The organism is Microbacterium sp. SY138 (genome assembly GCF_039729145.1).
Taxonomy (GTDB): domain Bacteria; phylum Actinomycetota; class Actinomycetes; order Actinomycetales; family Microbacteriaceae; genus Microbacterium; species Microbacterium maritypicum_A.
Map to the genome: position 1 here is coordinate 1,538,563 of NZ_CP155793.1, position 19,021 is coordinate 1,557,583.

Genomic DNA, 19,021 nt, shown 5'->3' on the forward strand with positions numbered 1-19,021 from the left:
GAAGACGAACATGTCATTTCTGGAATACGCTCCCGCACCGGAGTCCACCGCGATCCTGAACCTCAAGGACAGCTACGGCCTGTTCATCGACGGCGAGTTCGTCGACGGTTCCGGCACCCCGTTCCACACGATCTCGCCGGCGACGGAGAAGCACATCGCCGAGATCGCCTCGGCCAGCGACGAGGATGTCGACCGCGCGGTCGCCGCCGCCCGTCGTGCCTACGAGAAGACCTGGTCGAAGATGAGCGGTCGCGACCGTGGGAAGTACCTCTTCCGCATCGCCCGCCTCGTGCAGGAGCGCGCTCGCGAGCTCGCCGTCGCCGAGAGCCTCGACAACGGCAAGCCGATCAAGGAGAGCCGTGACGTCGACGTGCCGCTCGTCGCCTCCTGGTTCTTCTACTACGCGGGCTGGGCGGACAAGCTCGACCATGCGGGTCTCGGCGCCGACCCCCGCGCGCTGGGCGTCGCCGGTCAGATCATCCCCTGGAACTTCCCTCTGCTGATGCTGGCGTGGAAGATCGCTCCCGCCCTCGCCGCGGGCAACACGGTCGTGCTCAAGCCCGCAGAGACCACGCCCCTCACGGCGCTGATCTTCGCGGAGATCCTGCAGCAGGCCGACCTGCCGGCGGGTGTCGTGAACATCGTGACGGGTGCCGGAGCCACCGGTTCCACCCTCGTGCGCCACCCCGACGTCGACAAGGTCGCCTTCACCGGTTCAACCGGTGTCGGTCGTGACATCGCACGGGCCGTGGCAGGCACCCACAAGAAGCTGACGCTGGAGCTCGGCGGGAAAGCTGCGAACATCGTCTTCGACGACGCCCCCATCGACCAGGCGGTCGAAGGCATCGTGAACGGGATCTTCTTCAACCAGGGTCACGTGTGCTGCGCCGGCAGTCGTCTGCTCGTGCAGGAGTCGATCCACGACGAGGTCGTCGACAGGCTCAAGACGCGTCTGTCGACCCTGCGTCTGGGCGACCCCCTCGACAAGAACACCGACATCGGTGCGATCAACTCCGCTGCGCAGCTGGCCCGTATCCGCGAGCTCAGCGACATCGGCGAGGCCGAGGGCGCCGAGCGCTGGACCGCGGACTGCGCCATTCCGGAGCAGGGTTTCTGGTTCGCACCCACCATCTTCACCGGTGTCGAGGCATCGCATCGCATCGCCCGCGACGAGGTCTTCGGCCCGGTGCTCTCGGTGCTCACCTTCCGCACGCCCGCCGAGGCGATCGCGAAGGCGAACAACACGCCCTACGGTCTCTCCGCCGGGATCTGGTCCGACAAGGGATCGCGCATCCTCGCTGTGGCTGACCGCCTGCGTGCCGGCGTGATCTGGGCCAACACCTTCAACCGCTTCGACCCGTCGAGCCCGTTCGGCGGGTACAAGGAGTCCGGATTCGGCCGCGAGGGCGGTCGCCAGGGTCTCACCGCCTACCTCAAGGGAGCCGCAGCATGAGCAAGCGACTGACTGTTCCGAAGACGTACAAGCTGGCGATCGGCGGGGCCTTCCCGCGGAGCGAGTCCGGCCGCACGTACGAGGTGCTCACGCCGAAGGGGGCCTTCCTCGCGAACGCCGCGAAGGGCTCCCGCAAGGACGCCCGCGACGCCGTGGTCGCCGCCCGATCCGCCGTCAAGGGCTGGTCCGGTGCGACCGCCTACAACCGCGGCCAGGTCCTGTACCGCGTCGCGGAGGTGCTGGAGGGGCGTCGCGCGCAGTTCATCGACGAGATCGCGGCTCAGGAGGGCGTGTCGTCCGCGGCCGCGGCCTCGCAGGTCGATGAAGCTATCGACCTCTGGGTCTGGTACGCCGGATGGTGCGACAAGTACGCACAGGTGGCGGGCAACGCGAACCCCGTGTCGGGGCCGTACTTCAACATCTCCGTGCCAGAGCCGACCGGTGTCGTGGCGATCGTCGCCCCGCAGGACTCGGCGCTGCTCGGTCTGGTGTCGGTCGTGGCTCCGGCTCTGGTCGCCGGGAACACGGTTGTGGTCGTCGCGAGCGAGCAGCACCCGCTCTCGGCCATCAGCCTCGCCGAGGTCCTCGCCACCAGCGACGTCCCGGGCGGAGTCGTGAACGTGCTGACGGGTTCGCCCGCGGAGATCGCTCCGTGGCTGGCTTCGCACCAGGACGTGAACGCTCTCGACCTGGCCGGAGCCGGCGCTCTCGACTGGGTCGACATGCAGATCGCCGCGGCGGAGACGCTCAAGCGGGTGCTCGCCCCGGGAGACGTCGTCGCCTCGCCGGAGCGGATCGGTGCCTTCACCGAGGTGAAGACCGTCTGGCACACCAAGAGCATGGTCTGACCGTTCTGACGACCTCATGAAGGGGGTCGGGAGCCTTCGCCCACGACCGGGCAGCTGAAGGCTCCCGGCCCCTTCATCGTTTCGCGATCCGATGTCGAATGCCCTCAATGCGGCCCGGTGTCGTATGCAGAGGTTAGGCTCGAAGAACGATCTCTGATCCCCCCCTAGGAGGACGCGCATGGCCCGCATCGGTGAAAGCGCTGACCTGTTCAAATGCTCTTTCTGCGGAAAGAGTCAGAAGCAGGTCCAGCAGCTCATCGCCGGCCCCGGCGTGTACATCTGCGACGAGTGCGTCGAGCTGTGCAACGAGATCATCGAAGAGCGGATGGCCGAGTCGTCCGCAGACGGGGTCGCCGAGTTCGAGCTCCCGAAGCCGCGTGAGATCTTCGCCTTCCTCGAGGAGTACGTGGTCGGGCAGGAGCCCGCCAAGCGCGCTCTCGCCGTCGCCGTCTACAACCACTACAAGCGGGTGCGGGCACACGGCACCCTGCAGACGGCCGAGCAGAAGGCCGAAGAGGTCGAGATCGCCAAGAGCAACATCCTGCTCATCGGGCCGACCGGCTGCGGCAAGACCTACCTCGCGCAGACGCTCGCGAAGCGCCTCAACGTCCCCTTCGCCGTCGCCGACGCCACGGCGCTGACCGAGGCCGGCTACGTCGGAGAAGACGTCGAGAACATCCTCCTCAAGCTCATCCAGGCCGCGGACTACGACGTCAAGCGCGCCGAGCAGGGCATCATCTACATCGACGAGGTCGACAAGATCGCCCGTAAGGCCGAGAACCCGTCGATCACCCGCGACGTCTCGGGCGAGGGTGTGCAGCAGGCCCTCCTGAAGATCATCGAGGGCACGGTCGCCTCGGTCCCTCCGCAGGGCGGCCGCAAGCACCCGCATCAGGAGTTCCTGCAGATCGATACGTCGAACGTGCTGTTCATCGTCGCCGGGGCCTTCGCCGGTCTCGAAGACATCGTGTCGGCGCGCGTCGGCAAGCACGGCATCGGCTTCGGTGCCCCGCTGCACGATAAGGGCAAGGACCTCGACCTGTTCAGCGAGGTGCTCCCGGAAGACCTGCACAAGTTCGGGCTGATCCCCGAGTTCATCGGGCGTCTGCCGGTCGTCACCAATGTGTCGCCGCTCGACCAGGATGCACTGATCGACATCCTCACCGGGCCGCGCAATGCGCTGGTGAAGCAGTACCAGCGCATGTTCGAGATCGACGGCGTGCAGCTCGAGTTCGAAGAAGATGCGCTGCGATCCATCGCCGACCTGGCCGTCGAACGCAAGACCGGTGCCCGTGGACTCCGGGCGATCCTGGAGGACGTGCTCGGACCCATCATGTTCGAGATCCCCTCGGCGGAGGACGTCGCCAAGGTCATCGTCACCCGTGCAGCCGTCGATGAAGGCGCACCGCCCACGATCGTGATGGAGCGCAAGCGCAAGAGCGCATGAGCGCGGAGCCGGTTCCCTGGAAGACGGTGGCGAGGAAGACTCTCGTCGCCGACCGATGGATCCGACTGCATGAGGACAGATGCGAAGACGTGAGCGGGCGCTCGATAGCCCCGTACTACGTGCTGGAGTACGGCGACTGGATCTCGGTCCTCGCCCTCGACCGGAACGACGATGCCATCCTGGTGGAGGAATATCGGCACGGTGCCCGCGTCGTGGCGCTCGGCACGATCGGCGGGGGAGTAGAGCCTGGCGAGGCTCCGGAGGATGCGGCCGCCCGCGAACTCCTGGAGGAGACGGGCTTCGTGGCAGATGAGCTCATCGACCTCGGTGCGACGTGGGCGAACTTCGGCAACCACACCAACCGCGTGCATCACTTCCTCGCTCGCGGATGCACGCGCATCGTGGAGCAGTCGCTCGACGACAGCGAGTCGATCGCCGTGCACGTGCTGTCACTGGACGGACTCGGCGACCGCCTCTCGCAGAGCTACCACCAGCTCACCTGGTACAAAGCGATGGAGCAGCTCGGACGATGCGTCCCGCCGATCCCGTAGACGTCTGATGACCTCAGGCGGTCGGCATGACGAGATCGGTGCGCAGCTCTGACGGGGTGGTGCTCGGGTCGGACACGTAGATCTCGATCCAGACGCCGCCGGGACGGAGCCCCTGGGCGCCTGCACGCTCGACGAGACCACCCCAGGCGCCGCCGAGCTCCTCGTAGGAGCCGAACAGGGTCGTCGCGACCGCAGGGCCCGCGGGCAGCCTTGAGGCGACGATGACGCGCCCGCTGGCCGTGGGGATCGGGTTCTCCGGGGGAGTTTGCACGGGGAAGCCGAGTTCGAGGTCGAAGAGGTCCATCGGATCTCCGTGATAGATCGCGAGCGCGGGGCCGGTCGGGACCAGCACGTCTCCGGCGAAGGTGAGCGCGATCGCCGAGTAGCCGGCATCGAATGCCTCCTGGATGTCGGCCAGACGGATGCCGTTGTGGCGGATCACCGCGAGGGGGACGGCGTCGAGGTCGAGGCGGTCCGCGGGACCGAATGGGGACTCAGGGAATGCGTTCATGCGCTCAGAGTCTCACGACTCCGTCGCCCAGTCCACGGCGCTTCAGGAGCGGTTCGATCTCGGCATCGCGGCCACGGAAGTCGCGGTAGGCGTCGAGCGGATCCTTCGAGCCGCCCACCCCGAGCAGACGCCGACGGAACCGGTCGCCGTTGCCCCGGGTGAGGCCGCCGTTCGTGCGGAACCACTCGACCGTGTCGGCGTCGAGCACCTCGCTCCAGATGTACGAGTAGTAGCCCGCGCTGTACCCGCCGGAGAAGACGTGGGCGAAGTACGTCGACGAGTACCGTGTCGGGACGGCCGAGTCGTCCAGGCCGATGTCCGCCAATGCGGCAGCCTCGAACGCGGCGACGTCGGTGACCTGCACGTCGGTGCCGAGGCGATGCCAGGCCTGATCCAACCAAGCCGCCGCCAGATACTCGCTGGTGGCATGCCCCTGGTCGAACGTCTCGGTCGCTCGCAGGCGCTCCACGATCGCGGGGTCGAGCGGCGCACCGGTCTCGTGGTGGCGTGCGTAGTTGTCGAGCACCTCAGGCCACAGGATCCACATCTCGTTGACCTGGCTCGGGAACTCCACGAAGTCGCGGAACACATTCGTCCCGGCGAAGTGTGGGTAGGTCACGGTCGCGAAGAGTCCGTGCAGCGCATGCCCGAACTCGTGGAACAGCGTGGTCACCTCATCGAGAGTCAGCAACGTCGGCTCGCCATCTCCCGGAAGCGGCACGTTCAGGTTGTTGACGACGACGGGAGCCGTGCCGCGCAGGCGCGATTGGCTCACGATCGCGTTCATCCACGCGCCGCCACGCTTCGAGTCCCGGGTGTACAGATCGAGCACGTACAGGCCGACCGCGGTGCCGTCCTCATCGCGCACCTCGAACACGCGTGCGCCGGGATGGTACGCGGCGAGGTCGTCTCGCTCGGAGAAGGTGACGCCGTAGAGTCGGGTCGCCGCGAAGAAGACACCTTCCTGCAGGACGCGCTCTGCCTCGAACCAGGGGCGCAGCGCACTGGAGTCGATGTCGTACCTGGCTGTACGCACTCGTTCGGTGTAGAAAGCCCAGTCATGCGCCTCGACCGGGAAGGGTGCTGCCTCGGTCTCGTCGACGATCGCCTGGAGGGCCGCGTGCTCGGCACGGGCGTTGCGCGCGGACGGGGCTGCGAGGCGACGGAGCATCTCTTCGACGGCATCCGGAGTTCCAGCGGTCTCGTCGGCGGTGATGTAGGCGGCGTGCGAGTCGTAGCCGAGCAGTGTGGCGCGTTTCGCCCGCAACCGCACGATCTCGAGGAGCACCCCTCGGTTGTCGTTGGCATTGTCCCGGGATCCGCGCGCGAGCGAGGCGGCCATGATGCGCCGCCTCGACTCCCGTACGCGCAGCTGTGCCAGTGCAGGATGCCCGGTGAAGAGCGGCAGGGTGATCAGGTACCTGCCGTCGAGGCCCCTGTCCGCTGCCGCGCGCGCGGCGGCTGACAGCTCTCCCGCGCTCAGCCCGTCGAGCTCGTCGGCGGTGTCGAAGACCACGGCGAGGTCGTTGGTGTCGTTCAGGAGGTTGCGTTCGAACGTGTTCGTCAGCGTCGAGAGCTTCTGGTTCAGTGCGGTCAGCTGCGCCTTGGCCTCGTCGTCGAGACCCGCACCCGCGTGGGTCATCTCGCGGTGGTGGCGCTCCACCAGGTAGCGCTGCTCAGGGTCGAGATCCAGGGAGTCACGCTGGTCGTACACGTGCTGCACCCGCCAGTAGAGCTGGCCGTCGAGCGTGATCGCGTCCTGATGCGCGGCCATGAGCGGTGCCAGCTGCTCATCGATCGCCTGGATCTCGGGCGTCGCATCGGCCGAACTCACGGTATAGAAGGTGTGCGCCACGCGGTCGAGGAGCTCGCCGGATCGTTCCAGCGCCTCAAGCGTGTTCTCGAACGTCGGCATCGAGCGCACCATGGTGATGCGCGCGATCTCGCGACGCTGCTCCTCGAAACCCGCCTGGAACGCGGGGAGGTAGTGTTCGGGCCGGATCGCGCCGTAGTCCGGGAGGCCGTAGGGGAGCGTCGACGGCTGCAGCAGCGGATTCGTGGCGTCGGTCATCTTCCGAGCCTATCCACCCCGGCTGTCCAGGCTCAGGAACCGTCCTCGCTCAGGCGCGTCATCACTCCGCGCAGCGCTTCCACCACCACGCGGACCGATCGACGACGCAGGGTCTCCGGGCGGGCGAGCAGATCGATCATCCGGTGCGTGCTCACCCCCTCGAGCGGGATCCGCACGATCTCGCGATCATCGACGCTCCGTGAGGTGAAGCGCGGCAGCATTCCGATCACCCCACCTGCCGCCACGACCGCCGACACCGCGCCGTAGTCGTTGATGCGGTGCTGGATGTCGACAGGGTGGTGGGCGACGGCCGACACCGCACGAAGGACATCGTCGGGGGAGTAGCCGATGCGACTGGTGACCCATCTCTGTCCTGCGACGTCGGCCGGAGTGAGGCTGGCGCGGCCGGCGAGAGGGTGGGAGATCGAGACGGCGACATCGAGGGGCTCACGTATGAGGGTGAGACTGCGCACGCCTTGCGTGGGCCAGGGGTCGGAGTGCTCCATGCGGTGCGCGAGCACGAGGTCGTAGCGGGCGGTGAGCGCGGGGAACTCGCTCTGCGCGACATCCTCGTCGGTGAGCTGGACCGTCGGCGCATCCTCTGCGGACGCCAGTACCCGCACCAGCGCGCCGAACAGGGCCTGCCCGACGCTGTGGAATCCGCTGATGCTCACGACTCCCGTCGCGGCTCCCTCGAACTCGTCGAGGGCATGCCGTGCTGCGGCCATCGCGTCGATCGCCTCGGCGCCGGCCGTCGCCAGCACTTCACCGGCGGGCGTAAGGGCGAGGGTCCGGCCGATCCGGCGTGTCAGCGGTGTCGGAACACCCCTCTGCAGGGCTGCGAGTTGCTGGGACACCGCAGACGGAGTGACTCTGAGCGCGTCGGCCACGGCGGTCACGCTGCCGAGGGCGCCGAGCTCCCTCAGGATCTGCAGTTGATGGAGTTCCACGACCACAGTGTAGCTCTCGCTACATCGACGGTGCAGACGATGCCGATTGTTCTACAACGTCAGGTGCGGTGTGATCGAGATCATGAAGGCACTGTTCAAAGCCGCAGCCGGTGCGGGACTCGAGCTCGTCGAGCGCCCCGACCCGACCGCCGGAACTGACGACGTCGTCATCCGCGTGCTGCGCACGGGGATCTGCGGCACCGATCTGCACATCCTCCGCTGGGACGAATGGGCGGCGTCCGCGATCGCCGCACCGCTGATCCCCGGTCACGAGTTCTACGGGGAGGTCGTGGAGGTCGGCCCTGGCGTGCGCGACATCGCCGTCGGCGATCGGGTCTCCGGCGAAGGACACATCGTCTGCGGCACCTGTCGCAACTGTCGAGCGGGTCGCCGCCAGATGTGCATCCGCACGATCGGTCTCGGTCTGCAGCGCGACGGCGCCTTCGCGGAGTACCTCGTGCTGCCCGCGGCGAACGTCTGGGTCCATCACTCGGAAGTGACCCCCGAGCTGGGGGCCATCTTCGATCCCCTGGGCAATGCCGTGCACACAGCGCTCACCTACCCACTCGTCGGAGAGGACGTGCTCGTCACCGGCTGCGGACCCATCGGGCTGATGGCGATCGCCGTCGCCCGGCATGCGGGAGCACGGTTCATCACGGCGACGGACGTCAGCGCGCCGCGTCTGGAGATGGCCCGCCGGATGGGCGCCGACGAGGTCGTCGACGTCTCGGTCCGCGACATCCGCGAAGCGCAACAGGCGCTCGGCATGCGGGAGGGCTTCGACATCGGATTCGAGATGAGCGGTGCGCCGTCGGCCCTCCCCGCCATGATCGACAACATGAACCACGGCGGTCGCATCGCGATGCTGGGTCTGCCGAGCGCGGGATTCGGCATCGACTGGGGCAAGCTCGTCACCCACATGCTCACGATCAAGGGCATCTACGGGCGCGAGATGTTCGAGACGTGGAACGCGATGGGAGCGATGCTGCAGACCAGCGCCTCCCTGCGGGACGCCATCGGCCGCGTGATCGCGGAGGTGGTCCCCGCTCGCGACTGGGAACACGGATTCGCCGCGGCCGAGTCGGCGGGAACAGGCAAGATCATCCTCGACTGGACGGAGCTGTGATGTACGGGACTTTTCAGAAGCATGTGTCGGATGAGCTGGCGGGCATCGAGGAGGCCGGGCTCACCAAGCATGAGCGCGGCATCCGCGGCCCCCAGAACGCGGAGATCACCGCCGACGGCGCAGAGGTGCTGAACTTCTGCGCCAACAACTACCTCGGGCTCGCCGACGACCCGCGCATCCTCGACGCGGCGACGACGGCCTTGCAGGAATGGGGCTATGGGCTTGCGAGCGTGCGCTTCATCTGCGGCACCCAGGAGCAGCACCTCGAGCTGGAGCGTCGGCTCGCCGACTTCCTCGGCACGGACGAAGCCATCCTGTACTCGTCATGCTTCGACGCGAATGGCGGCGTGTTCGAGACGCTCTTCTCCGCCGAGGACGCCATCATCTCGGACGAGCTGAACCATGCGTCGATCATCGACGGGATCCGGCTCTCGAAGGCGCAGAGGCTTCGCTATCGAAACCGCGACATGAGCGATCTCGAAGAGCAGCTGAAGGCGGCGGAAAAGGCCCGGTTCCGGGTGATCGTGACGGACGGCGTGTTCTCGATGGATGGGTACATCGCGCCGCTCGCCGAGATCTGCGACTTGGCCGAGCGCTATGACGCACTGGTCTTCGTCGACGACTCGCATGCCGTCGGCTTCGTGGGGGAGAACGGTCGGGGGACGCCGGAGCTGTGCGGGGTCGCCGATCGCGTCGACATCTACACCGGGACGTTCGGCAAGGCGCTGGGCGGTGCATCGGGCGGGTACGTCGCCTCGCACGCCGAGATCGTGGCCCTGCTGCGTCAGCGCTCTCGTCCCTATCTGTTCTCGAACACACTCGCTCCCGCGATCGTGGCCGGAACCCTGACCGCCCTCGATCTCGTCGAGGGGTCCGCCGACCTTCGTGCGCGTCTGCGCCGCAATGCCTCCCTGTTCCGCGAGCGCATGACCGCCGAGGGATTCGACCTGCTCCCCGGGGAGCACCCCATCGTGCCCGTCATGTTCGGCGATGCGGCGAAGACGGCGAGGATCGCCAGGGAGATGCAGGAGCGCGGCGTGTACGTGACCGCATTCAGCTTCCCCGTCGTGCCGCGCGGGCTGGCGCGGATCCGCGTGCAGCTGTCGGCGGCTCACACACCCGAGCAGGTCGAGCGCTGCGTGGAGGCCTTCGTCGCCGCACGCGCTGTCGTCGACTGACCCTGCAACTGACCCTGCAACTGACCCTGCGACGGGCCCTGCACCTGACCCTGCGACAGAACCGGGGCTAGTTGCAAAGAAACCCTTGCAAAGAAATATTTGCAAGGGTATCTTTGCATGCATGACGAACGAGACGCAGGTCAGGACTCTCGATGCCAGCGCCCTGAAGGCGCTGGCGCACCCGCTCCGGGTGAAGATCTTCGACATCCTCGCCGCGCGCGGTCCGCAGACCGCCAGTTCGCTCGCTGCACTCGTAGGGGAGACATCGGGGTCGACCAGCTATCACCTCCGCGCGTTGGCTGCTCACGATCTCATCCGCGAAGTCGAGGGGCGAGGCACGGCGCGCGAGCGGTGGTGGGAACGGCCCAAGGGGCGCATCGACGTGCCCGGTCCTGACGAGATGACTTCGCCGTCGAATCGGGCGGCTGCCCAGATCGTGACGTCGGAGTTCTTCCGTCTGCGGCACGAGACCCTGATGTCGTACCTCAACCGACCCCAGTCCGAGGTCCCGGAGGCGTGGCGCGATGTGGGGATCACCATCACCACGCACCTCGATATGACGCCGGAGCAGGCCATGTCGCTCCGCGAGGAGCTCGAGACCATCGTCGAGAGGGCCATCGAGCGCTACCGGGGCCAGACCGGACCCGATGTGCGACGCGTCTCGCTCCGCACCGAACTCTTCGACCTGCCGACGCCGCAGCACGCGACGCACGGATCCGGCGACGACATCCTGGAGGAATCATGACCAGCGCGACGCTTCACCTGGTGGCTCCGACGCAGACCGAACGCGGGCTGCTGCGACTCGCCGACCATCTCACCGCGTACGTCGAGCACCGCATCTCCCGACGTGCCGAGCGACGTGAGATCGCCCTCGACCTGCTGCGCGAGCAGCAGACCCGCAGGCAGGATCCGCGCGCAGTCGATCACGCACTCGCACAGCTCGGCCTGACGCGGCGCTGAGGCGTAGCGCGGTCCCGGCCGGGACTCAGTCCTGGAAGGGACGGACGACGATCTCGCCGGTCGCGGTCTGGAAGACCTCCCAGCCCGCGTCGAGCTCCGCGATCGCGCGCCCCTCCAGCCACGTGAGCGTCCAGTGGCCCGTGAGGCCCCGGGACTCGACCTCGGCGATCGCCGGCCGGAGGGATGCCGGGACGGAGGCCGGAGCCTCGGACCCGGTCGCCCAGCGCGTGCCCAGCTGCATCAGGAGGCCTCGACCGGGGCGAGCTCGATCGCGGTGACCGCGAACGCCTCGGCCTCGGTGAACTCGAGCTCGGCGATGCGGCCGACGGCGCGGAGGTCATCGGCTGCGGCACGGAGGGCATCGAGCTTCGCTGCGGGGGCGGCGATCGCCGCACGTGAGACCGGAGTCTTCTGCGAGGCCTTCGCCTCGGTCTTCGCGCGACGGATGCCGATCAGCGCCTCGCTGGCCGCGGCGAGCACGGCCGGGTCACCGTCGATACCGAGAGGCGTCGGCCACGCGGCGGTGTGCACGGACCCTTCCTCGAACCAGGACCACGACTCCTCTGCCGCGAAGGACAGCACGGGAGCCAGCAGGCGCAGCAGCGTCGACAGGGCCAGACGCAGCGAGAGCGCCGCGGATGCCTGCCCCACATCGGCCTGGTTGTAGGCGCGTTCCTTCACGAGCTCGAGGTAGTCGTCGCAGAACGTCCAGAAGAAGGCCTCGGTGAGCTCCAGAGCACGAGCGGCGTCATACCGCTCGAATGCCTTGGTCGCCTCGACCACGACGCCGTCGAGGGCTGTCAGCATCGACGCATCGAGGGCGTGCGTGACCTGTGCGCCGTCGGGCACGGGGAACGACAGCACGAACTTGGCGGCGTTGAGCACCTTGATGGCCAGACGACGGCCGATCTTGACCTGCGTGGGGTTCTGCGGGTCGAATGCCGCGTCCATACCGAGGCGGCTCGATGCGGCCCAGTAACGCACCGCGTCCGAGCCGTGGGCGTCGAGCACGTCGGCCGGGGTGACCACGTTGCCCTTCGACTTCGACATCTTCTTGCGGTCGGGGTCGACGATGAAGCCCGAGATCGCGGCGTTGCGCCACGGCGTCCTGTCGTCTTCGAGCGTCGAACGCAGCATGGTGGAGAACAGCCAGGTGCGGATGATGTCCTGGCCCTGCGGGCGCAGGTCGAACGGAGCGGTGAGCTGCCACAGCTCCTCATCACGTTGCCAGCCGCCCGCGAGCTGCGGTGTGAGGGACGAGGTCGCCCAGGTGTCGAGGATGTCGGCCTCCGCGTCGAAGCCACCCGGCACGCCGCGCTGGTCCACGGTGTACCCGGCGGGCACGTCGGTGGTCGGATCGATCGGGAGCGACGCCGCATCCGGGGTGAGCACGCGGTCATAATCGCGCTCGCCGTTCTCGTCGAGGGCGTACCAGAGGGGGATCGGCACACCGAAGAAGCGCTGACGCGACACGAGCCAGTCGCCCGTGAGACCGCCCACCCAGTTCTCGTAGCGCACGCGCATGAATTCGGGGTGCCAGGAGAGTTCCTCGCCGTGGGCGATGAGCTTGTCGCGCAGTTCGCCGTCGCGGGCACCGTTGCGGATGTACCACTGGCGCGTGGAGACGATCTCGAGCGGACGGTCTCCCTTCTCGAAGAACTTCACGGCGTGGTTGAAGGGCTTGCCGACCGCGGTCATGTCGCCGGTCGCCTGCAGCTTCTCGACGATGGCCTTGCGCGCACTGAAGACGGTCTTGCCCGCGATCTCCTCGGCGTACCAGGTCGCGGCCTCGGGATTCTCGACGGACGCCGGAGCCTCGGGCAGGAATCGCCCGTCCAGACCGATCGTGGTCATGTTCGGCAGGGACTCGTTCTCGGTGGTGCGCAGCTCGCGCCACCAGATGATGTCGGTCACATCACCGAAGGTGCAGACCATCGCCGCTCCGGTGCCCTTGTCGGGCTGGGCGAGGTGGTGGCCGTGGATCTCGATCTCAGCGCCGAAGAAGGGGGTCTTCACCTTGGTGCCGATGAGGTGCTTGTGCGGCCCCTCCGGATGCGTCACGATCGCGATGCACGCGGGGAGCAGCTCCGGGCGGGTGGTGTCGATCGCGATCGATCCCGAGCCGTCCGCGAACGGGAACTCGATCGTGTGATAGGACGCCTGCTGGTCGCGGTCCTCGAGCTCGGCCTGCGCGATGGCGGAGCGGAAGTCGATGTCCCACAGGGTCGGAGCCAGCGCCTGGTAGGCCTCGCCGCGCTCGATGTTGCGCAGGAAAGCGAGCTGGCTCTGTCGGATGGTGTCGTCGGAGATGGTGCGGTAGGTCTGCGTCCAGTCCACGCTCAGTCCGAGCTGGCGGAACAGCGCCTCGAACTGCTTCTCGTCCTCGATGGTGAGGCGCTCGCAGAGCTCGATGAAGTTGCGGCGGCTGATGGGCTGCTGGTCGGCCGCGCGGCTCGACTTGTTGTCGCCGCCCTCGAAGGGAGGAGTGAAATCGGGGGTGTACGGGAGCGAGGGGTCGCACCGCACGCCGTAGTAGTTCTGCACCCGTCGCTCGGTCGGCAGGCCGTTGTCGTCCCAACCCATCGGGTAGAAGACGGTCTTTCCGCGCATGCGCTCGAACCGAGCCTTCACATCGGTGTGCGTGTAGGAGAACACGTGTCCGATGTGCAGGCTGCCCGATGCCGTCGGAGGCGGGGTGTCGATCGAGTACACGCCCTCGCGGCCGGACTGCGCCGCGCGAAGACGGTCGAACAGGTACGTGCCCTGCTCGGCCCAGGCGGCGTCCCACTTCGCTTCGAGGCCTTCGAGTGCGGGCTTGTCGGGAATCTGGTTCTGCGACGATTCGGAAGCAGGCATGAAGGTCTCCTCGAGCGATGTATGCGGCACTGTGTGAGCGTGCCTGAGTGTGGGTTGTGCCGAACAGTCTACCGAGCATCGGGGCATCGGCAGCCCGTCGCAGATCGACCCCGTCCAACAATCGGCCGTAGGATGGGATGTCCCGACCCGTTCGTCCAGAGGAACCGTCATGCCCGCAAGACCTGTGCGTCGTCTCCTGCCCTTCGCGGCGCTCGCCGCTGCCACTGCGCTGGTGCTCAGCGCATGCGCGGCTCCCGGCTCGGACGGCGAGGGCGGAGAGCTCGTGTGGTCCATCGAGGGCGCGAACCTCTCGGCTGGGCACATGGACCCGCAGGTGAGCCAGCTCGACGTCTCCGGCATGGTGCAGCGGGCGGTGCTCGACTCGCTGGTGTTCCAGGAGGCGGATGGAACGTTCAGCCCGTGGCTCGCGAAGAGCTGGGAGGTCTCGCCGGACAGCACGGAGTACACGTTCGTGCTCCGTGACGACGTGACCTTCACCGACGGCGAGAAGTTCGACGCCGCCGCGGTCAAGGCGAACTTCGACCGCATCGTCGATCCGGAGACGGCATCCGCGCAGGCGGCCAGCATGCTCGGCGCCGACTTCTATGAGGGCACCGAAGTCGTCGACGACTACACGGTCACGGTGACCTTCACGCAGCCGTACGCACCGTTCCTGCAGGCGGCGAGCACGCCGCAGCTCGGCTTCTACTCGCCGGCCGTCCTCGCGAAGTCCGCGGACAAGCTCAAGGCGGGGGGACCCGACGTCACCGTCGGTACCGGTCCGTTCGAGCTCACCGAGTACACGCCGGACCAGGAGATCGTGTACACCCGCAACGACGACTATGCGTGGGGTCCGCATGATGCGAAGGCCCCGAAGTTCGAGACGCTGCGTGTGGAGATCCAGCCGGAAGCCTCGGTCCGCACGGGCGTGGTGACGAGCGGGGAGGCCGACCTGGCCAGCAACATCCCGCCGAACCTCGCGAAGGATCTCGGCGACGGCATCACGGTCGATTCGATCGAGTACCCGGGTCTGCCGTACTCGCTGTACCTGAACGAGAAGTACGGGGTGTTCGCGGACGAGAAGGTGCGTCAGGCCTTCGCGCGCGGCGTCGACATCGACGCGGCGGTGGAGGAGATCTACTTCGGCCAGTTCCCGCGCGCATGGAGCATCCTCGGCTCGACGACCCCGGGCTACGACGCGTCGCTCGAGGGCAGCTGGCCGTTCGACCAGGACGCCGCGAACGCGCTCCTCGACGAGGCGGGATGGACCGCACGCGACACCGACGGCATCCGTATGAAGGACGGCAAGCGGCTCTCGGTGCGATGGATCGCCTGGACTCCCGTTCCGGATGACCGCGCCGCTCTCGCGAACGCGATCCAGTCCGACCTCAAGGAGATCGGGTTCGAGGTCCAGCGCGAGGTGCTCGAACCCGGGGCCTACAACGAGCAGTACGAGCCGAAGACGTTCGATCTGACGGACTGGGGCTTCTCCGGCGTCGACCCCGACCTGCTGCGCAGCCACCTGCACACCGACGGGTTCCAGAACGCGTCGCAGGTGAGCGATCCCGAGATCGATGCATTGCTGGAGAAGGCCGTCGCGACCAGCGACCAGGACGAGCGCAACGAGCTCTACACCCAGCTGCAGCAGTGGAACGCGACGTATACGGCGATCGTGCCGCTCTACAGCCCGTCGGCGATCACCGCCGTCGGCGATCGCGTCGACGGGCTGCAGTACGACCTGTACGGTCGACCGCTGTTCTACGATGTGACCGTCGGCTGAGCCGCCGGCTGAGCGGAGGGCACGGGTGGTGAGGGCTGCTCTCGTCCGTATCGCCGGCCTCGCCGCGTCCGTCGTGATCGTCCTCTGGGGCGCGGCGACCGTCGCCTTCCTCGCCTTCCGGGTGATCCCGGGGGATCCGGTATCGGTGATGCTGGGGCCCCAGGCGCAGGTGAGCGAGGCGGTCAAAGAAGGCATCAGAGCCGATCTCGGGCTCGATCGCCCGCCGTTCGAGCAGTACCTCGGTTTCATCGGTCAGCTCGCTCGGGGAGACCTGGGAGAGTCGTACCAGCTGCGGATGCCCGTGACCGAGGTGATCGGGCGTCAACTCGGTGCGACGGTCCAGCTTTCGGTGCTCGCGCTCGTGATCGCCCTGGTGCTCGCGCTGTCCGTGGCGGTGCTCGTTCGCGGCAAGGCGGGTCGGACGGTCGCGGCGGCGGTCGAACTGGTGGTGCTCTCCTCCCCGGTCTTCTGGATCGGGCTCGTCCTGCTGAGCGTCTTCGCGTTCGGTCTGGGCTGGTTCCCGGTGTCGGGTGCTCGCAACCCCGCCACGATCGTGCTGCCGGCGATCACGCTCGCGCTTCCGGTGGCGGCGCTGCTCAGCCAAGTGCTGCGCGACGGGCTGATGCAGGCGGAGCGGATGCCCTTCGCCGAGACGGTGCGGGCTCGTGGGGCCAGTCCCTCGTGGTTCACGCTGCGGCATGGGCTTCGACACGGCGCCGCCTCTGCTGTCACGCTCGCCGCCTACCTGACCGGATCCGTCCTCGGTGGGGCGGTGCTCGTGGAGACGGTGTTCGCCCGTCCTGGCCTCGGCCGGGTCACACTCGCCGCGATCAGCGACCGCGACCTTCCGGTGATCACGGGGATCATCCTCTTGAGCGCCCTGGTCTTCGTGGCGGTGAACCTCGTCGTCGAACTCGTCCATCCGCTGATCGACCCGCGCATCAGGGCTTCGCGATCGGGAGGTGTCCGATGAGGCGCGCGCAGCGGATGCTGCTGTGGGTCGCGATCCTGGTCCTCGCGGTGATCGCGTTCGCGGCGCTCTGGCCCGGTGTCCTCGCCACGCACGATCCGCTGCAGACGGATGTCCGCTCCGCCCTGCTTCCCCCGAGCGCCGAGCATCTGTTCGGCACCGACCAGAGCGGACGCGACGTGTACTCGCGGGTCGTCTACGGTGCGGCGCGCTCGCTGGGCATCGGGCTCCTCGCCACCGGGGTGGCGCTCGTCGGCGGACTCGTCATCGGCGCGCTCGCCGGGGTCGCGCCGAGGAGCGTCGACACCACGGTGATGCGGGTGAACGACGTGCTGATGGCTTTCCCCGAGTTTCTCGTCGCACTCGTCGTCGTCGCCGTGCTGGGCCCGGGACCGGTGAACATCGCGATCGCGGTGACGCTGGCCGCCGTGCCCGTCTACGTCCGGCTGGCCCGAGTGCAGACGCAGACTCTCCGCGTCGCCGAGCACGTCGAGGCGGCGCGCATCCTCGGGGTGCCACGGATGCGCGCATTCACCCGGCACGTGGTTCCGGGAGTCCTCGGCGCGCTGAGCGTGCTCGCCACCATCGGCATCGGCTCCAGCATCCTGGCAGCGGCCGGGCTCAGCTTCCTGGGGCTCGGCCCGTCGGAGCCGACTCCCGAGTGGGGACTGATGCTCGCCGGTGGGCGCAACGTCCTCGGGCAGGCCTGGTGGATCTCGCTGTTCCCCGGCATCGCGATCACGCTCACCGTGGTGGCGGCGACCGTCGTGGGGCGTATCCTGCGCGCTCGCGGAGACGGGAGGATCGCATGAGCGTCGCCCTGGAAGTGCGCGGGCTGCGGATCGCATTCGACGGGAACCCGGTCGTCGATGACGTGTCCTTCGCCGTCGACCGCGGAGAGTGCATCGCGATCGTGGGGGAGTCCGGCGCCGGCAAGTCGCTCACGGCTCGTGCGCTGCTGGGACTGACTCCCACGGACGCCGACGTCTCGCTGGACGGGCTGGTCGTGGACGGGACGGATGCGGCCGGGCTGTCCGAGCGCGCGTGGCGCGAGCTGCGCGGGGCCGGGATCGCGCTCGTCTCCCAGGACGCCCTGGTCTCGCTCGATCCCCTGCGACGGATCGGGGCAGAGATCGCCGAGCCGCTGCTCTTGCACCAGATCGTCCGGGGACGGGCGGCGAGGGCGGAGCGGGTGCGGGAGCTCCTGGCACGGGTATGGATGCCCGACCCCGAACGCCGCTCCCGACAGCACCCGCACGAGCTCTCCGGTGGACTCCGACAGCGAGCACTCATCGCCTCCGCGCTCGCCGCGGATCCCGCCGTGCTGGTGGCGGACGAGCCGACGACTGCTCTCGACGCGACCGTGCAGGCACGGGTCCTCGGTCTGCTGCGCGAGATCGTCGAGGCGGGAACGGCACTCGTGTTCATCAGCCACGACTTCGCGGCCGTCCGACGGATCGCCGATCGCGTCCTGGTGATGAGGGGTGGGGTCGTCGTGGAGTCCGGTCCGGTGACCGAGGTTCTCGAGAACCCCCGGCATGAGTACACGAAGCAGCTCATCGCGGCGACGATCCATGAACCACGCGCTACGGCCCCCGCGGATTCCTCGACGCTGCTGATCGCCGACGAGGTCTCACGGAGCTTCGATGCCGTGCCCGCGGTCGTCGATGCCTCCTTCGCCCTGAAAGACGGACGGACGCTCGGCATCGTCGGGGAGTCGGGGTCCGGTAAGACGACGCTGGCGCGCATGATCGTCGGAGTCGACGCTCCGGACGCCGGTACGCTGCGGTGGACATCGCAGCGCCGGGTGCAGCTCGTGCACCAGAATCCGCTCGGAGCGTTCGACCCGCGATGGACGATCGGCCGTTCGTTGCGAGAGGGGCTGGAAGCGGGCGGGGTGCCTCGCGCTCAGCGGGCTGCGGGCGTCGCCCGACTCCTCGCCGAGGTCGACCTCGCCCCGGAGCTCGCCGACCGGCGTCCGAGCGCGCTCTCCGGCGGACAGCGGCAGCGGGCGGCCATCGCCCGCGCGCTCGCCGCCGACCCGGAGGTGCTGGTCCTCGACGAACCTGTCTCGGCCCTCGACCCCTCGGTGCGGGAGCGGGTGCTGCGGCTGCTCGCGCGGGTGCAGCAGGAGCGGCAGTTGACGATGATCCTCGTCTCCCACGACCTCGATGTGGTCGGAGCGGTCGCCGACGAGGTGCTCGTGATGCAGGACGGACGGATCGTCGAGCAGGGCACCACTGCAGAGGTGTTCGGGGCGCCGCAGCATGCGTTCACCCGTGAGCTGCTCGCCGCGAGCGGCCCTGCCGAGCTCTGATCA

17 protein-coding genes are annotated in these 19,021 nt (G+C 68.1%); 12 read left to right on the forward strand and 5 right to left on the reverse strand.

The window, feature by feature from the left end; genetic code table 11:
• Positions 1 to 10 precede the first annotated feature (10 nt).
• The 4 genes from ABDC25_RS07285 to ABDC25_RS07300 all read left to right on the forward strand — a co-directional run bounded on the left by ABDC25_RS07285 (position 11) and on the right by ABDC25_RS07300 (position 4,299).
• A complete protein-coding gene (locus ABDC25_RS07285) occupies positions 11 to 1,453 on the forward strand; it encodes an aldehyde dehydrogenase family protein (RefSeq protein WP_021201508.1) in 1,443 nt (480 codons plus the stop codon).
• Positions 1,450 to 2,301: an aldehyde dehydrogenase family protein gene (locus tag ABDC25_RS07290; protein WP_021201507.1), complete on the forward strand. Its 852-nt coding sequence runs from the start codon at positions 1,450 to 1,452 to the stop codon at positions 2,299 to 2,301. Before ABDC25_RS07285 ends, ABDC25_RS07290 begins: the two co-directional genes overlap by 4 nt.
• Positions 2,302 to 2,479: 178 nt before the next feature.
• Entirely contained in the window at positions 2,480 to 3,748 is a 1,269-nt protein-coding gene (gene clpX / locus ABDC25_RS07295; RefSeq protein ID WP_021201506.1) for an ATP-dependent Clp protease ATP-binding subunit ClpX, read from the forward strand.
• Entirely contained in the window at positions 3,745 to 4,299 is a 555-nt protein-coding gene (locus tag ABDC25_RS07300; protein WP_347125617.1) for an NUDIX hydrolase, read from the forward strand. The genes clpX and ABDC25_RS07300 overlap by 4 nt, the downstream gene beginning before the upstream one ends.
• Before the next feature lie 13 nt (positions 4,300 to 4,312).
• Here the strand turns inward: ABDC25_RS07300 and ABDC25_RS07305 are convergent, their stop codons facing one another.
• The 3 genes from ABDC25_RS07305 to ABDC25_RS07315 are packed head-to-tail and all read right to left on the reverse strand — an operon-like array spanning position 4,313 to position 7,831.
• Positions 4,313 to 4,810, reverse strand: coding sequence for a GyrI-like domain-containing protein (locus tag ABDC25_RS07305; RefSeq protein WP_167253910.1), 498 nt, complete (start codon positions 4,808 to 4,810; stop codon positions 4,313 to 4,315).
• A gap of 4 nt (positions 4,811 to 4,814) precedes the next feature.
• Positions 4,815 to 6,881 (reverse strand): M3 family metallopeptidase, encoded by a 2,067-nt coding sequence (locus tag ABDC25_RS07310; protein ID WP_167253911.1) that lies wholly within the window; start codon positions 6,879 to 6,881, stop codon positions 4,815 to 4,817.
• Between the two features lie 32 nt (positions 6,882 to 6,913).
• Positions 6,914 to 7,831 (reverse strand): LysR family transcriptional regulator, encoded by a 918-nt coding sequence (locus ABDC25_RS07315; protein ID WP_029258194.1) that lies wholly within the window; start codon positions 7,829 to 7,831, stop codon positions 6,914 to 6,916.
• 82 nt (positions 7,832 to 7,913) lie between these two features.
• Here ABDC25_RS07315 and tdh point away from each other — a divergent pair, with 82 nt between their 5' ends.
• The 4 genes from tdh (at position 7,914) to ABDC25_RS07335 (ending at position 11,095) form a co-directional block, all read left to right on the forward strand.
• A complete protein-coding gene (tdh, locus tag ABDC25_RS07320; protein WP_031208257.1) occupies positions 7,914 to 8,957 on the forward strand; it encodes an L-threonine 3-dehydrogenase in 1,044 nt (347 codons plus the stop codon).
• The gene (locus tag ABDC25_RS07325; RefSeq protein ID WP_021201500.1) at positions 8,957 to 10,135 is read left to right on the forward strand and encodes a glycine C-acetyltransferase; all 1,179 of its coding nucleotides are present in this window, start codon (positions 8,957 to 8,959) and stop codon (positions 10,133 to 10,135) included. Before tdh ends, ABDC25_RS07325 begins: the two co-directional genes overlap by 1 nt.
• Before the next feature lie 121 nt (positions 10,136 to 10,256).
• Positions 10,257 to 10,880, forward strand: a complete 624-nt coding sequence (locus tag ABDC25_RS07330; RefSeq protein WP_029258191.1) for a helix-turn-helix domain-containing protein — start codon at positions 10,257 to 10,259, stop codon at positions 10,878 to 10,880.
• Positions 10,877 to 11,095, forward strand: a complete 219-nt coding sequence (locus ABDC25_RS07335; protein ID WP_136025007.1) for a hypothetical protein — start codon at positions 10,877 to 10,879, stop codon at positions 11,093 to 11,095. The genes ABDC25_RS07330 and ABDC25_RS07335 overlap by 4 nt, the downstream gene beginning before the upstream one ends.
• A 25-nt stretch (positions 11,096 to 11,120) precedes the next feature.
• Here ABDC25_RS07335 and ABDC25_RS07340 read toward each other — a convergent pair whose 3' ends face one another.
• Positions 11,121 to 11,336 carry a hypothetical protein gene (locus ABDC25_RS07340; protein WP_347125621.1) on the reverse strand — a complete coding sequence of 72 codons (216 nt, stop codon included), beginning with the start codon at positions 11,334 to 11,336 and terminating at the stop codon, positions 11,121 to 11,123.
• Positions 11,336 to 13,951, reverse strand: coding sequence for a valine--tRNA ligase (gene valS / locus ABDC25_RS07345; protein WP_347125623.1), 2,616 nt, complete (start codon positions 13,949 to 13,951; stop codon positions 11,336 to 11,338). The genes ABDC25_RS07340 and valS overlap by 1 nt, the downstream gene beginning before the upstream one ends.
• A gap of 169 nt (positions 13,952 to 14,120) precedes the next feature.
• Between valS and ABDC25_RS07350 the strand changes: the two genes are divergently transcribed.
• The 4 genes from ABDC25_RS07350 to ABDC25_RS07365 are packed head-to-tail and all read left to right on the forward strand — an operon-like array spanning position 14,121 to position 19,018.
• Complete coding sequence (locus ABDC25_RS07350; RefSeq protein ID WP_347125625.1) at positions 14,121 to 15,731, forward strand: ABC transporter substrate-binding protein; 1,611 nt, start codon at positions 14,121 to 14,123, stop codon at positions 15,729 to 15,731.
• Positions 15,732 to 15,759: 28 nt separating this feature from the next.
• The gene (locus tag ABDC25_RS07355; protein WP_347125627.1) at positions 15,760 to 16,704 is read left to right on the forward strand and encodes an ABC transporter permease; all 945 of its coding nucleotides are present in this window, start codon (positions 15,760 to 15,762) and stop codon (positions 16,702 to 16,704) included.
• Positions 16,701 to 17,513 (forward strand): ABC transporter permease, encoded by an 813-nt coding sequence (locus ABDC25_RS07360; protein WP_029258185.1) that lies wholly within the window; start codon positions 16,701 to 16,703, stop codon positions 17,511 to 17,513. Before ABDC25_RS07355 ends, ABDC25_RS07360 begins: the two co-directional genes overlap by 4 nt.
• Positions 17,510 to 19,018 (forward strand): ABC transporter ATP-binding protein, encoded by a 1,509-nt coding sequence (locus ABDC25_RS07365; protein ID WP_347125630.1) that lies wholly within the window; start codon positions 17,510 to 17,512, stop codon positions 19,016 to 19,018. The genes ABDC25_RS07360 and ABDC25_RS07365 overlap by 4 nt, the downstream gene beginning before the upstream one ends.
• The last annotated feature ends 3 nt before the right edge of the window (positions 19,019 to 19,021 follow it).